Below are 15,444 nucleotides of genomic sequence, written 5' to 3'. Positions count from 1 at the left end.
TGTTCATTATGGGGAGCAAACCCAATCTTCCTTAACACTCGATAATCTATTATGAGCAAAGTGAGAATCTATTTTATATAGCGATTTCAATACGGCATCGATAATATTATTATATTAGGAGACAACGCATTAAATGTTTGGGCACATCTTACTATCCATAGTATAAAACAACCCTGCACATGAAAGAATCCAAGAACCAAACCACACCCAATACCAATAGACTGTTTTACGGTAGTTGCCTAGCATTGATTACCACTGCCTTTTCTTTTAGCCTTCGAGCAGGGATATTGCCAGACTTAGGGGAGGCCTTTGAATTAACGGCTAAGCAATTGGGTGAGATAAATTCCATGTGGTTTTTCGGATTTCCCATTGCTATGATAATCGGTGGTCTTACCTATCATTCTATTGGACCAAAAAAAATTATGCAATTTGCCTTCATAGCCCACACAATGGGCATTATATTGACCATTTATTCGGCGGGATATTGGGGTCTTATGTTCTCAACCCTTCTTATTGGATTGGGAAATGGTTGTACCGAGGCTGCATGTAATCCAATGATTTCAGATAGCGCAACCGGTAAAAAGATGAGCACCTTATTAAACAGATTCCACATGTGGTTTCCTGGGGGAATTGTTCTGGGCAGTTTACTAAGTTATTTCATGACCCAATTAAATATGGGTTGGCAAGCACAAATTTGGATCATACTTGTACCGACAATACTCTACGCTTTTTTCTTTTACGGACAGGTTTTTCCAAAACCAAGCTTACAAGAGGCAAAAACCTTAAAAGGCAATTTGAAGGGTATGGCCACTCCCCTTTTTATATATATCGCCATTTGTATGGCCCTGACGGCTTCCACAGAATTTGTTCCAATGCAGTGGGTTCGATTGGTTTTGGATAAAAGTGGCGCCAATGGTATGGTCATTATGGCATTGATATCAGGCATTATGGCATTTGGACGCTATTTTGGTGGGGAATTTGTGGATAAATTCGACCAAACAGGGGTCTTACTTGCTTCAGCTATTTTCGCGACCCTAGGCATGTTCTTATTAAGCACACAAATTGGAGCCCTAGTCTATGTATCTGCGGCAATTTTTGCGATCGGACTGTGCTATTTTTGGCCTAATATGATTGGTTTTGTGGCAGAAAAAATTCCGAAAAGTGGGGCATTGGGAATGTCGGTCGTTGGGGCCATTGGCATGTTTTTAACTGCAAATATGCAACCCGTTTTTGGCATATGGATAGATGCTGCTAGGGAAAAAGCTACAATCATGGGACTATCGGGTGATCCATTAGATTTGGCTGTAGGTCAAGAAACCTTAAAGATAATGATCGCCTTTCCCGCGCTTTTGGTAGTACTTTTTAGTATTCTTTGGTTTTGGGTAAAAAAAAATAGGGTTAAAAATATTCCCCATGAAGAAATGTTACCCTCAACAGAATATTGATGTTCCAAAATTGTTTCAAAACGGTCTCTTACAAATACGGGTAGATACCAGATACTGGGATAATAGAGAATAGCAGATAATCTAGGATAACACGCCTAAAAAGTCCTCCGGTTTAACAACTATACTCATGGTCCTAAAACTTATAATTCATGCTCAATAATGTTCCTCTGGGCAATACAGGAACCACCACAAAGCTAGCATCCGGATTGGATTGGATAAAATCGACAGTAGCATCGTTGGCACTAGCACCGAAACTATTGGGACCAAAGAAATTCGCAAGTCCTTCTGAATTGAAAAGATTGGTAACTACCAGATTGACCGACAGGTTTTGGCTGAATTTAAAACCACATCCTGCATTAAATATGCTATAGGGTGGTAATTGAAATGCATTTGCGATATTACCTTCCCGTGAGCCCATAAATTGCCATTTAAAGATACCGCTCCATTTATCCTTAGAATAATCAATCCCTAAATTGAACATTACATTTGGGTTAAAAGCCAGTGTATTTCCAGAATAATCCTGTATCGTGTCGTCCTCGGTTCCTAATGAACCAGCAGACTCATATACGGTCCATTTTGTAGCTTTGGCGTGCTGAAGGGTTGCGTTGAAATTAAATGTCAAATAGGACAGCGGTTTATAAGCACTTTCCCATTCAATTCCGAAAGTACGTGAATCATTAAACTGTACTGGGGCATAAAACACACTACCCTGTTCGGCATCAAATTGAAAATCGGTAATTCCAACGTTCTTTAACTGACTCCAAAATACGGTGGTCATGGCCGAAAATCGATCGCTATGATATTTACTTCCCAGTTCAACTTGTTTTATTTTCTGGACTTCCCCTTTCCGATTAATAGGTACTCCTGAAAAATTGTTGAAGTAATAGTTTAATTCCGGTGCTTTATTCCCTGAGGAGAAGCGGGTAAAAAAACTGGTCTGATCATTGACTCCATAATTCAGTGCCGTAGAATAGGAAAGGTAGTTGTACATAAAATCAAAGTCATCACGTTCCCCGGTCGGCATTAAAATCCCATTATCATATTCGGTAGTTGGGTCGCCATCATAGCCGCCATCCCTTAAAAATGGGGCCGCCCGATCTTTGCTTCCTTTATGGTCAATAGTTTCGTAACGCCATCCTATATCCAGATGTAAACGATCGTTCAATTTCCAACGGTCATTAGCAAAAAACGCTACTTGGGTTACATCGGCCCTGGCATTATCAAAAAATAACCCTCCGTAGTTACTTAATCCGTTTGAATCTGATAAGGCAATTACAGGTTGGCCCGGGTTTTCGAGGGTTACACGCAACATGCGAGGATTGGGTTCATAGGTCACAAAACCAAAGCTGCCCTGGGTAAAAAGTGACGTATTTGAAAGCCCTGCACCCAGACCAAAGGTCAAGTCGTGTTTCTCGCTGGATTTTCTAATGGTCAATTGATTCATCCATTCATCTGACCTGTTCTGTTTCAACCATGAGGCTGTTCCCATTATCGCATCGTAGGGCAATGTCCTTGTTCCTAGATACTGGAAAGGTTCTCCGGTTAGAATTCCGCTATTGTCCAAACGGGCCAACTCCGTTCCTAATGCCGCATCCTTAAAAACCACCTCACCAATTGGAAACTGGGCTCCGGTTATGAAATAGGCCAATGGATCGTTCAACGAGACAAACGCGTTGCTGATGGCAGTCTGCCAATTGGCATTCTTATGGGAATATTTCAGATTAAATCTTACCGTCCAATCCTCACCTAAATTTTGAAAGATATCTAATCCAAAGGCTTTATCCTGGGCATGTACCCCTTGGGAAGGGTCAAAATGGTTCGTTGCGCCTTGGGGCAATCTTCTGCCATCGGGAACATTTGCGGAGAACGCAGGCATTAGCAAGGCGGTGTTGTTAAAATCCTGACCAAAGGCCGCTGAAGGTTTATTCCAATGGGTCGCGGCCACTCCGGTATATCGATTCGTAAAATCGTCAAGTAGTTTTCCATAGAATTTAACAAATCCTTTTTGATGTTTTTTCAGGACATTGAATCTAATTTGACCGCCTTTACTGTATGTAAAATCGGTATTTCTAGCACCTTGATCCAAACGATAATGTCCACCCACATTAAAAAACCAGTTCTTTTCCAAAGGTCCACCAATCGTACCATCGATACGGAATAAAGGATTATTATCGCCTTGCAGTCCTCCTTGAAGCCGAAATTCCCCATAAAGTATGTCACTAGGTCCCTTTGAGATAAAATTGTATATACCTCCCGGAGCATTGAGGGCCGTAATCGACGCACTACCCCCTCGTAGGGCCTCTACCCTTTCGGTGTAAAGGTCAATTCGATGAAAAATATCTGGCCCATAATATGAGTGTTGTACCAAACTTACCGGTAATCCATCTTCTTGAAGCGAAATATAATACCACCCCATGTCATCCTCTGCGGATGCGGATATACCCCGCGAATAGGTCTTGGTAAAAACCTCTCCGGCCGAGGGATCTGTATATGTACCGGGGAGGGCTTGCAATAGGTCAGCTGTACCCCGAGGAAAGATTTGACTTAATTCAATAGGTCCCAAAGAGGTGATGGCTGTACCGGACGTAAGGATATTCCGAGGTTCAAAAGTGCCAGTCACCACCACCGACTGTAAAGCCAAGACATCATCCTTTAAAATAATGTCCAAGAAAACATCGCGTTCTTTAAGATCTACATTTACAGAATGGGACTTAGCACCCAAATAGGAAATGACCAATACGTATTCCCCCGGGTCCAAGTTTATTATTTCGAATCTACCTTCTTTATCGGAGATTGTTGTAAAATTGCCCGGTTCAAGGCTAATATGGGCCCCTTCGAATGGCTCTCCCAAATTATTTTTAAGTCCCCCCCCAATGCTTGATTGACCAATAATCTGAGCATGGAAAAAAAGGAAAGTAAAAAACAGGAAAGGAATTAAAACCTTAGGCATTTATCTATTTTCTTTAGGGCCAAAGATACCATAATACTGTTATTCACAATATCTCCCGCCTTCTTATTGATGTAAAAATCTAAAGCGTTTAAGGGTATCGATATAGGCATAAGACTAGGAGCCTTGCCTAATTTCCATTAAAAAATACCATAACACCAATTACGATGATAATGATTATAATTGAGATAGAAATATCAACCCAATTATAACTATTCTTGTTTTTTAATTTTTCTTCTGCCGTAATGGTCCCGAAGGTTAAGTTGACCACCTTTTCCCTGGAAGGTGCCGGTGACAATAAACTAACAACAATGATGAAAAGAATACAGAACAAGAAAAACCATGCTCCAAAACTTAAAAAGTTCATGTCGCCCAATTTATATAAGAAACTGTTGGGGTCAAAATTCCCTTTTATCAATTCAAGGGTAATCCTGAAAAACGCTATAACGATACCCATGACTAATGTCGCAAAGGCACCAGTAGCATTCACTCTTTTATGGAATATACCCATCAAAAACACGGCCGTTATCGGAGGTGCGATATAGGCTTGTACACTTTGTAAGTATTCGTAAAGCACACCTGAGATATTGGCCATGATCGGAATCCATATAATTCCGATAACAACCACAATAACAGTGGCCACTTGTCCCGTTCGGACCAATTTTTTTTCTGGTGTATTCGGTTTAAGCTTTTTGTAAATGTCCACGGTAAAAAGAGTGGAACAGGAATTGAAAACAGAGGCCAAAGAGCTCATTAGGGCAGCTAATAGTCCTGCTGCTACCAAGCCGCGTAGTCCTGAAGGTAACAAATTACTCATCAATATAGGAAAGGCCTCATCTGGCGAATCCCAATGCAATTCACCTCTCATTTTCAAGGTAAGTGTAATGATTCCGGGTATTAGAAATAGAAATACGGGCAATAATTTTAATACGGCCCCAAAAATCGTTCCTCGGCGTCCCTCTTTTATATTCTTGGCAGTCAATGCACGTTGTACAATGTATTGGTCCGTACACCAATACCAAATTCCGACAATCGTACTCGTAATCAATAGTGAAGGCCACGGAAAATCAGGATCTGTGGCAGGTCTCCACATATTAAAATATTCAGGGGTCAAAGTTTTAGTCATACTCTCCCATCCTCCCACCTTATCAAGTCCTATAAAGGTCAAAACCGTTGCGCCCAAAATTAATAGAACAGCTTGCAAGGTTTCGGTATATACCACGGCCCGCATTCCGCCCAACACGGTGTAAATGCCTGTTAGGATTACAGTTGCGATTGCACCTGTCCAAAAATCGATTCCCAAAAGTGCTGAAACCACTACTCCCCCAGCATATATGGTTACCGAAATTTTCGTTAATACATAGGCCGCTATCGAAAAAATGGAAAGCACCCAACGAGATCTTGCGTCGAATCGTTTCTCCAAGAATTCGGGCATGGTAAAAACACCACTGCGGGCATAAAAAGGTAAAAAGACCCACCCTAGGATCAAAACAACCCAAGCCTGGATTTCATAAATCAATAATGGCAATTTATCACTTGCACCCGTACCTGCAAGCCCAACGACATGTTCAGAACCAATATTGGAGGCGAAAATGGAGGCTCCAACAACGAACCATCCAATATTTCTACCTGCTAAAAAATAATCCTCGGTGTTTTCTTTTTTCTTTCGTATGACCCATACTGCAATACCCAATAGCAATAAAAAATATAAGGCAATACTGATCCAATCGAACGTATCCAATATTTTCATAAAATTGGTTTATTTGGTGGTAAAGGTGAATGAAGTCGTTGTGAAATATTTTTCTCCTGGATTTAATGTAACTGATGGAAAGTTGGGCTGGTTTGGAGTATCAGGATAATGCTGCGTCTCTAAACAAAGTCCACTTCTTTTGGCGTACGTTCCCCCTCCAGGGATAGGGAGTGTTCCATCCAAGAAATTTCCGGTATAAAATTGAATACCGGGTTCAGTTGTGGCAACTTCCATTATTCTTCCAGAATTGAAATCATATAAAGTTGCCACTATTCTTAGACCCGAATTTTGATCGTTCAATACCCAACAATGATCATATCCGCCCCCTTTTTTGATTTGCGCATTATCGGCATCAATTTCTTGCCCTATCACTTTTGCTGATCTAAAATCAAATGGAGTCCCAGCGACGTCAATAAAATCGCCGGTCGGGATCAGCTTATCATTCACAGGAACCAAGTGGTTTGCCTTCATGGTAAGTTCATGGTCCAATATGGTTTTAGAGAAATCACCCGTTAGATTGAAATAGGAATGCTGTGTAAGATTCACGATGGTTGGTTTATCGGTGGTGGCTTCGTATTGTACTTGCAAGGTATTGTCATCGGTTAGCGTATACGTTACATGGGTGATAAGGTTCCCAGGAAAACCTTCTTCCATATCCTTGCTTAAATAGCTTAGCTTTAATAAAGCGGTATTCCCTTCCTTTACCTCCTCTACATTCCAAACCACTTTATCGAACCCTTTAATACCTCCATGTAAATTATTTGGCCCATTGTTAGCGGCAAGACCATATTCAGTGCCATTCAATGAAAACTTGGCATTTGCAATTCTATTCCCATACCGCCCGACCAACGCCCCAAAATATGGATTATCCTTTTCATATTGCCCTAAATTGTCGAAGCCTAAAACAACATTGCTCGATTTTCCGTTTTTGTCCGGAACGGATAATTTGGTGATCCGACCCCCATAAGTGATGATATCGACTTTCATACCATGGTTGTTCCTCATTGTAAAAAGGTCAACTAGAGTACCATCAGTAGTCGTTCCATAGTTATTTTTTTTAATGGTGATTTTTGATTCATTTTCCATGGGTTCAGTCAATTTTTCTTTTTTAGTTACTTCTTTACAATGCAGGAGAGGAATGGCCATACAAATGATAAATAAAGGCAAGGTACTGCGTTTTAGACAGTTCATAATTTATTGGTTTGATAAGGGTCGTTTAACATATTTAAACAAATATAACATGCATCATTGGTATTGCTGCCATCCTTAATCCCACTTATTGTATAATTTTCAACAATGATTTATCCTTAATACTCCCAAATTCAAAATATCTTCCATAAAAACAATCATCGCAACAAACTGGTTTTCGGCAAAAAGTTAATTGGTATGCAATTGGCCAGAGACAAATTCAAAAGTAAGAAAGTCGATATATGACTTAGATTTCATGAATTAATGATCGATCATAACATAATGGGGGCGATGGTTGAATAAACACAAAAAATAAAGTGTTCATTTTAATAAGCCATTTCTATTAGATTAAACCATCGCCGAAAAATCAAGTCAAAAGGATATAACCCGGGCTATTCTTTTTAAGGCCCAAAATTATTTAGCTATGAAAAATTTTAAAATCATCTTGTTGGTAATGGTGTTTTTTGGAGCTCTGGTTTCAGCGAACGCCCAAAGAAAAGTTGTCAAGGTTTATCCCCAGCATGGAACAGTGGTAACCACAGTTCACAAACCCAAAGTTGTAATTCACAACGGCACTAGGTTTCATTTTGCGAAAGGGGTTTGGTATAGGGCACAAGGCAAAAAATATGTAGTTTGTGCCGCCCCTATCGGTGGTGTAGTAAAACATCTTCCAAGAGGATATAAGGTTGTTCGTGTCAACGGGCGTAAACTTTATAAATACAAAGGTATTTGGTATCAGAAGAGAAGAGGCGGGTATATAATTGTCAACATCTAGCTGGTTTGTTTGAAAGACGGCTATCTAATAAATCTTAGATAGCCTTCATTTCATTTAAAAGTCAACTTGGCAATTCTGTTTTTACCGGCAGCATAAGCGATGCTATCATTATCAAAGCGCAATGTGTAGAAAGGTTCAGCGGACAATTTTGACCAACTTTTTCCCAAATCGCTAGAATATGAAATACCAGTAATACTTACAGCCACTATTCCATTTCCTAAGGAATTAGGTACAAACTGCACACAACTCTTATAATCCGGTTCTTGACCATCGGCAATTAATTTCCATGATTTACCCCCATCCCGGGATATGGCCTTATTGGCTTTGTTATCGCTTGGATTGGTATAATCACCACCTATAACGATTCCCAAATTTTCGTCATAAAAATCAATAGAATAGATACCCTGGGTGGACTTTGCGTTCACAATGGGAGTCGTGAAAAGCTCCCACGTCTTACCCTTGTCTGCGGAAAAATAGATTGTACTACTGGTTGTCGCGATCCAAGCATTGGTCCCAATGGTTTTGATATTGGTGTTACTGGCGGCAAAAGCCCCTTCGCCTTTAGACACTTTAGGCAAATCCGCACAAGGAACCTTCTTCCAGCTATGGCCCCCATCCCTAGTGATGATTACTGACAAGCAGCCATTCACAGCGTCACCCACAGCAATGCCTTCCTTATCATTCCAAAAAGTCATGGCATCATAAAAAACATCTTGGCCTTCTTCCCGGTAGACCAATTCCATACCGTTATTACCTGTTTTGTACAACAGGGCCGGACTTGCAATCGAGAGCATGAAAAAGTCAGTTGCCGTATGGGCCACTGCCCTAAATTCTGGCCATATGGAATCTTGTTTTAATCGGTTGGTACGAACCTGTTTCGTGCCTAAATCAATACTCCCAAACGATCCTTTATTGGCAGCAAAGGCCAAGCTTTTATCCATAATTTCAATGGCTCGGAAGCTAAGGGAATCCTCAAAGATAGTCTCAATATGAACCGTGGTAAAGGGCTTGATTTTTTTTTCGCTATTACATCCGATAACCATAAATGGAATAAGTAGATACAAGCAATTTCGCATGGGAATAATTTTTGCCAAAAATAGGCAGAATAGCATGCAAAACGATACCTTTGCAGCCTTATTTTTAGTTATGAAGCTTCATAGGAATTTAGTTTTTGCAGTGGTCGATGCCCTGGGTAGTATCTTCAATGATGGGGAATATGCTGATAAGGTGGTTGAAAAAACATTGAAAAGGGATAAACGATGGGGGGCACGAGATCGTGGATTTATCGCCGAAACGACCTATGATATGGTCCGTTGGAAACGTCTGTATTCTGAGATTGCCGAAGTTAAGGCACCTTATAGTCGTGCAAATCTATTTAGGATGTTCGCCGTTTGGGCGGTATTACGAGGAATCGACCTACCCGATTGGAAACAATTGGAGCCCGTACCCGCAAGAAGGATAAAAGGAAAGTTCGATGAACTTTCGAAAATAAGAAAATACCGCGAGTCTGTCCCCGATTGGTTGGATGAACTTTGTGAAAAAGCATTGGGTGATAATTTATGGACCAAGGAGATCGCAGCCCTAAACGAACAAGCCCAAGTTATACTAAGGGTCAATACCTTAAAAACGACCAAAGAAAATTTAAGACGGGTCTTATTGGATGATGGCATTGTGGCAGAGCCCATAAAAGGGTATCCAAATGCCTTACAACTGGCAGAACGAGCCAACGTTTTTGTTACCCAAGCCTTTAAAGATGGGTATTTTGAGGTCCAGGATGCCTCATCCCAATTAGTAGCGGAATTTTTAGATGCCCAACCGGGTCATCGAGTGGTAGATGCTTGTGCCGGTGCAGGGGGTAAAACTTTACACCTAGCGGCCCTGATGCAAAACAAAGGGCAACTTATAGCTTTGGATATCTATGAGAACAAGCTTAAAGAGCTAAAACGTAGGGCACGAAGAAATGGGGCGCATAATATTGAACCAAGGCATATTAATTCGACCAAGGTGATCAAAAAACTACATGGCACGGCAGACCGGGTACTCATTGATGCCCCTTGTACCGGTCTAGGCGTATTGAGAAGAAACCCAGATGCCAAATGGAAATTACAGCCCGACTTTTTAATAAAAATCACCAAAACCCAACAAGAAATCCTACGAAGTTATAGCCAAATGGTGAAACCCGGTGGGAAAATGGTATATGCCACCTGTTCAATACTGCCACAAGAAAACACCGATCAGGTAAAATCGTTCTTGGATTCAGCGGAAGGTTCGGATTTTTCCTTGGCCAAGGAACATAAAATCTATGCTTCAAAAAGCGGGTACGATGGATTCTATTTAGCATTACTAGAAAGAAAGTAATCAACAATTACCATGGATAACTGTTAACTTTTCATCTGCTTTTATAGCCTAAAAAGATGTAAATTTGAGCTTTCTTAAACTTAACACTTTACAAGATCCATGATTCACTTTTTCGGGGATATCACAACAAAAGTTTTTGCCGTACAAACACAACAAGAGCTTACTCAGGAAGATATAAATAAACTCATTTGGTTATTTGGCAACCAACCTAAGATAAATAGGGCGTCTATCGACGCCTTTTTTGTTGGTCCACGGGCGGCCATGATAACCCCTTGGAGTACCAATGCTACCGAAATAACACAGAATATGGGTGTTCGAGGTATCTTCCGAATTGAGGAGTTCAGTAGCGTCAGTGCCGATTTCACATCGTTCGACCCTATGTTATCCCAAAAATTCAATGGATTGACACAGGATATTTTCAAGATCGATGTGGTACCTGAATCAATTATGGAGGTGGCGGATATCGCGGCTTATAATATGCAGGAGGGATTATCATTAAGTGAGGAAGAGGTTGACTATTTAAATACCCTATCCCACAAAATAGGGCGTAAATTGACCGATTCTGAAGTGTTCGGATTCAGCCAGGTGAATTCAGAGCATTGCCGCCATAAAATATTCAATGGTACCTTTGTTATTGATGACGTTGAAAAACCAAGCTCCCTCTTTAAACTTATCAAGAAAACATCCCAAGAAAATCCAAATGATATTGTTTCGGCCTATAAGGATAATGTCGCTTTTATTAAAGGGCCCTCGGTGGTGCAATTTGCTCCCAAGAGAGCTGATAAGCCCGACTTTTATCAGGAAAAAGAATTTGAATCCGTCATCTCATTAAAGGCAGAGACCCATAATTTTCCCACAACTGTAGAACCCTTTAATGGGGCCGCAACAGGTTCGGGGGGTGAAATCCGCGACCGCTTGGCTGGAGGCAAAGGCTCCCTCCCATTAGCTGGAACAGCGGTTTATATGACCTCGTATTCGAGATTAGAGGAAAACCGTCCTTGGGAAAATGCCATGCCAGAACGTGAGTGGCTGTACCAAACTCCTATGGATATTCTTATAAAAGCATCCAATGGTGCATCGGATTTTGGCAACAAATTTGGGCAACCTTTGATCGTAGGATCTTTACTAACCTTTGAACACTCTGAAAATGCTCGCCGGTTAGGTTATGATAAAGTCATTATGCAAGCTGGTGGTATCGGATATGGCAAGGCCGATCAAGCATTGAAAGACACTCCGAATACAGGGGATAAAATCGTAATCCTTGGGGGTGACAACTATCGAATTGGTATGGGAGGTGCAGCCGTTTCGAGCGCAGATACCGGGGAATTCAGCTCGGCCATTGAATTGAATGCCGTACAACGTTCTAACCCTGAAATGCAGAAAAGAGCTGCCAATGCCATCCGTGGGATGGTCGAGAATGAGGAAAATCCCATAGTTTCCATCCATGACCATGGGGCAGGTGGACATTTAAACTGTTTATCCGAGCTGGTCGAGGATACAGGGGGGAAAATTGATTTGGATAAGTTACCAATTGGCGATCCCACCTTGTCCGCAAAGGAAATCATCGGTAATGAATCCCAAGAACGCATGGGATTGGTCATTGGTAAAAAGGATGTTGACCTCTTACACCGCATTGCAGACCGGGAGCGTTCACCCATGTATGAAGTCGGTGAGGTTACGGGAGACCAAAGGTTCACTTTCGAATCGAAATCCAAAGGGGATAAACCCATGGATCTGGATTTGGAAGATATGTTCGGAAGCTCCCCAAAAACGATTATGAACGACATTACCATCGAAAGAAAATACAAAAATCCCAAATACACACTAGCGCATTTTCATGAGTATCTGGACCAGGTACTTCAGTTAGAGGCAGTAGCCTGCAAAGATTGGCTGACCAATAAGGTAGACCGATGTGTTGGTGGTCGGGTGGCCAAGCAGCAATGCGTTGGTCCACTGCAACTACCTTTGAACAACTGTGGGGTCATGGCCATGGATTATAAAGGAAAGGAAGGCATTGCCACTTCCATTGGGCACTCCCCTATATCGGGATTGATCGACCCGAAGGCCGGTAGTAGAAATAGCATTACCGAGGCTTTGACCAATCTTATATGGGCGCCACTTAAAGAGGGACTAAAATCGGTTTCCTTGTCCGCCAACTGGATGTGGCCTTGCAAGAACGAGGGTGAGGATGCCAGATTATACGATGCCGTACAGGCAGTTTCAGACTTTTCGATAGCCCTGGGCATTAATGTGCCCACGGGGAAGGACTCCCTCTCAATGAAACAGAAATATAAGGATGGTGATGTCATATCCCCAGGAACCGTAATCATCTCTGCTGCGGGTCATTGTGATGATATCACCAAAGTGATAGAACCTGTTCTTCAAAAAGATGGAGGAGCCATTTATTACATCAATTTATCAAAGGACAATTACAAATTAGGAGGTTCTTCATTTGTTCAAATTCTTAATACAATCGGGAATGAAGCCCCATCGATAGTAGATGCCGCGTATGTGAAGACGGTTTTCAATACCATGCAGAAGGCCATCCGAAATGGTCAAATACTGGCAGGACATGATGTCGCCTCTGGAGGTTTGATTACCACTTTGTTGGAAATGTGCTTTGCCGATGTGAACTTAGGTGCAAATTTAGATGTATCGGTCCTCGGTGAAGAAGATAGTATTAAACTTTTATTTGCCGAAAATGCCGGCATCGTTTTTCAGGTCAAGGATGAAACGGTAATTGACTTGTTCAAAGCGGAAAATATTGAAGTTGTCAAAATAGGAACTGTTACCTCCGAATCCAAGTTGATCGTCAAAAATGGTGGAATGGAATTGGGGTTGAATATAAGTTCATTGCGTGACATTTGGTTTAAGACTTCTTATCTATTGGATAAAAAACAGACCGCCAAAAATCTAGCCGAAACCCGATACTCGAATTATAAGAACCAACCTCTACAGTATATTTTTCCAAAATCGTTCTCAGGACAATTACCTAATCGAGCGCAGTCTAGACCCAAAGCGGCCATCCTTAGGGAAAAAGGAAGCAATTCGGAACGGGAAATGGCCAATGCCATGTACTTGGCGGGTTTTGATGTAAAGGATGTACATATGACCGATCTTATTTCAGGTCGCGAAACATTGGAAGACATTCAGTTTATCGGTGCGGTCGGTGGATTCTCGAACTCCGATGTATTGGGTAGTGCCAAAGGATGGGCCGGTGCTTTTAAATACAATGAAAAAGCCAATTCGGCCTTAAAGAATTTCTTTGCCCGCCGGGACACCTTATCCGTTGGTATTTGTAACGGCTGTCAATTATTTATGGAACTGGATTTGATCAATCCTGATCATGAACAACATGGCAGAATGCTACATAACGATTCCCACAAACACGAAAGTAGTTTCACATCGGTAAAAATTCAGGAGAACAATTCAGTGATGTTATCCACTTTGGCCGGGACCACCTTAGGGGTTTGGATATCCCACGGGGAGGGTAAATTCAATCTGCCTTATGCTGAGGAACGTTATGACATTGTGGCCAAATATGGTTATGAGGGATATCCTGCCAATCCCAATGGCAGTGATTACAATACGGCCATGTTATGTGATAAGACTGGACGTCATTTAGTCACCATGCCCCATATAGAGCGTTCTATTTTTCCTTGGAACTGGGCACATTATCCTGTGGATAGAGATGACAGGGTGTCTCCATGGGTTGAGGCTTTTATAAATGCACGGGAATGGGTCGATAAACATAGGTAAGTCCAATAATTATCCCCTTAAAGCATTAAAAAAGGGGCCTAAAACAGGACCCCTTCTTTGCTAACTCAACTAACTCAAACAACTAATCACTATCTTTTTTAGAATAATCGGTATAAATGGCCTTTTCAAAAGCCTCCCAATGTTCGGGGGTCATTCGTTCCGGTGTAAATAAACAGATACCTGTAGCCCCATTTTCCATGGAACCCCGAATTGCCGTTTCCATTTCAGAAGGGAGTAATCCGTGGTTCTCCGGATCCCCTTCATTGGTCTTGTTACCTGGGTTTGGGCATATGAACAGCCCACTGAAAATGGGTATTGAACCATTGACCGCAGCTACTTCTTCTTGAGTGATTTCGGCCAACCAATCTGCGCCTTCCAAATAAAAATCATTGTAATTCATAGGATAGATGGCATCCAAATCCCATTTATTCCATTCTTGTCGTACCAATTTTTTTGCAATGGTTGGTCCGGGAAAAACGGCAGCATTGATAACTTTCCCTTTTTCATGGACCACTTTCGTCAAACGATTTACCACATCGGTAATCACATCATATCTAAATTGTTTCCATTCCTGCACCTGCGATGGGTCTTCGACCTCCTTGATATCTATTCCAGTCTTTTCCTTAAAATCCGAAGTACATGTATCACAATAACAATAATCGTATTCAGGGAATTCGCGATCCATGACCAATCCGTATTTCTCCCATAAACCTCGGGCCAATATCACATCGGGAAAACGTATAAAATCCAAATGGATGCCATCTACTTCCTCTACCTCGGCAACACTTCCATAGAGATCCGCTAGAAACTCGTAAGTTCCTTGCTTGTTTGGGCACAAGAACTTATAATGATCTACATAAGCCGGTTTATCAAAGGCCGACTCCCCCTTACCATTAATAGCATAAAGGTCTTTTGCTATCTTAGGATTTTCGCCTTGAACCATAGTGGGTATCCAAGTGTGGAATTCCATACCGGCTTCTTTTACCAAGGCCCCTACCCGTTTATACGTTGCAGGATCATGGCCCCCACTATACATAAGTACATCGATCCCTTTTGTCTTATATTCCTTGAACTTTTCGGTCAATTCCTGATCCGTGGCATTACCCGGACCTCCCGTCCAGGCATGTACGGGGATTTTAGTTCCTTTATCAGTACAAGAAACCAAAGCCAAAACCACCAAACTGATCCATAAAAACCTTTTCATCCTAGTTAAATTTTTATT

At 41.5% G+C, this 15,444-nt stretch carries 9 protein-coding genes; 4 read left to right on the top strand and 5 right to left on the bottom strand.

The window, feature by feature from the left end:
- The first annotated feature begins 179 nt into the window (after positions 1-179).
- On the top strand, positions 180-1,445 hold the full coding sequence (locus HPE63_RS00860) for an MFS transporter (RefSeq protein WP_188312341.1): 1,266 nt from the start codon (positions 180-182) through the stop codon (positions 1,443-1,445).
- 133 nt (positions 1,446-1,578) lie between these two features.
- Here the strand turns inward: HPE63_RS00860 and HPE63_RS00855 are convergent, their stop codons facing one another.
- The 3 genes from HPE63_RS00855 to HPE63_RS00845 form a co-directional block, all read right to left on the bottom strand.
- Entirely contained in the window at positions 1,579-4,395 is a 2,817-nt protein-coding gene (locus HPE63_RS00855) for a TonB-dependent receptor (RefSeq protein ID WP_188312340.1), read from the bottom strand.
- A gap of 127 nt (positions 4,396-4,522) precedes the next feature.
- Positions 4,523-6,142 (bottom strand): sodium:solute symporter, encoded by a 1,620-nt coding sequence (locus HPE63_RS00850; RefSeq protein ID WP_188312339.1) that lies wholly within the window; start codon positions 6,140-6,142, stop codon positions 4,523-4,525.
- Positions 6,143-6,151: 9 nt separating this feature from the next.
- Positions 6,152-7,333: an aldose epimerase family protein gene (locus tag HPE63_RS00845; protein WP_188312338.1), complete on the bottom strand. Its 1,182-nt coding sequence runs from the start codon at positions 7,331-7,333 to the stop codon at positions 6,152-6,154.
- A gap of 421 nt (positions 7,334-7,754) precedes the next feature.
- On the opposite strand from HPE63_RS00845, the gene HPE63_RS00840 reads away from it, so the two are divergent.
- Positions 7,755-8,105 carry a DUF6515 family protein gene (locus HPE63_RS00840; protein ID WP_188312337.1) on the top strand — a complete coding sequence of 117 codons (351 nt, stop codon included), beginning with the start codon at positions 7,755-7,757 and terminating at the stop codon, positions 8,103-8,105.
- Between the two features lie 50 nt (positions 8,106-8,155).
- On the opposite strand, the gene HPE63_RS00835 is transcribed toward HPE63_RS00840, so the two are convergent.
- A complete protein-coding gene (locus HPE63_RS00835; protein ID WP_188312336.1) occupies positions 8,156-9,181 on the bottom strand; it encodes a WD40/YVTN/BNR-like repeat-containing protein in 1,026 nt (341 codons plus the stop codon).
- Positions 9,182-9,251: 70 nt separating this feature from the next.
- Here HPE63_RS00835 and HPE63_RS00830 point away from each other — a divergent pair, with 70 nt between their 5' ends.
- Together HPE63_RS00830 and purL are read left to right on the top strand one after the other, a co-directional pair.
- Positions 9,252-10,463 carry an RsmB/NOP family class I SAM-dependent RNA methyltransferase gene (locus HPE63_RS00830; protein ID WP_188313125.1) on the top strand — a complete coding sequence of 404 codons (1,212 nt, stop codon included), beginning with the start codon at positions 9,252-9,254 and terminating at the stop codon, positions 10,461-10,463.
- A gap of 99 nt (positions 10,464-10,562) precedes the next feature.
- Entirely contained in the window at positions 10,563-14,222 is a 3,660-nt protein-coding gene (gene purL / locus HPE63_RS00825) for a phosphoribosylformylglycinamidine synthase (RefSeq protein ID WP_188312335.1), read from the top strand.
- Positions 14,223-14,304: 82 nt separating this feature from the next.
- Here purL and HPE63_RS00820 read toward each other — a convergent pair whose 3' ends face one another.
- Positions 14,305-15,426, bottom strand: coding sequence for a glycoside hydrolase family 10 protein (locus tag HPE63_RS00820; protein WP_188312334.1), 1,122 nt, complete (start codon positions 15,424-15,426; stop codon positions 14,305-14,307).
- Positions 15,427-15,444: the final 18 nt, after the last annotated feature.

The sequence above is a fragment of the Maribacter arenosus genome (genome assembly GCF_014610845.1).
In the GTDB taxonomy this organism is placed as follows: domain Bacteria; phylum Bacteroidota; class Bacteroidia; order Flavobacteriales; family Flavobacteriaceae; genus Maribacter_A; species Maribacter_A arenosus.
This window is presented reverse-complemented; position numbering and strand designations above follow the sequence as displayed.

Bases quoted from the DNA above. Each gene is read 5' to 3' on its own strand.
- HPE63_RS00860 (WP_188312341.1), top strand. From the start codon at position 180: ATGAAAGAATCCAAGAACCAAACCACACCCAATACCAATAGACTGTTT.
- HPE63_RS00855 (WP_188312340.1), bottom strand. From the start codon at position 4,395: ATGCCTAAGGTTTTAATTCCTTTCCTGTTTTTTACTTTCCTTTTTTTC.
- HPE63_RS00850 (WP_188312339.1), bottom strand. From the start codon at position 6,142: ATGAAAATATTGGATACGTTCGATTGGATCAGTATTGCCTTATATTTT.
- HPE63_RS00845 (WP_188312338.1), bottom strand. From the start codon at position 7,333: ATGAACTGTCTAAAACGCAGTACCTTGCCTTTATTTATCATTTGTATG.
- HPE63_RS00840 (WP_188312337.1), top strand. From the start codon at position 7,755: ATGAAAAATTTTAAAATCATCTTGTTGGTAATGGTGTTTTTTGGAGCT.
- HPE63_RS00835 (WP_188312336.1), bottom strand. From the start codon at position 9,181: ATGCGAAATTGCTTGTATCTACTTATTCCATTTATGGTTATCGGATGT.
- HPE63_RS00830 (WP_188313125.1), top strand. From the start codon at position 9,252: ATGAAGCTTCATAGGAATTTAGTTTTTGCAGTGGTCGATGCCCTGGGT.
- purL (WP_188312335.1), top strand. From the start codon at position 10,563: ATGATTCACTTTTTCGGGGATATCACAACAAAAGTTTTTGCCGTACAA.
- HPE63_RS00820 (WP_188312334.1), bottom strand. From the start codon at position 15,426: ATGAAAAGGTTTTTATGGATCAGTTTGGTGGTTTTGGCTTTGGTTTCT.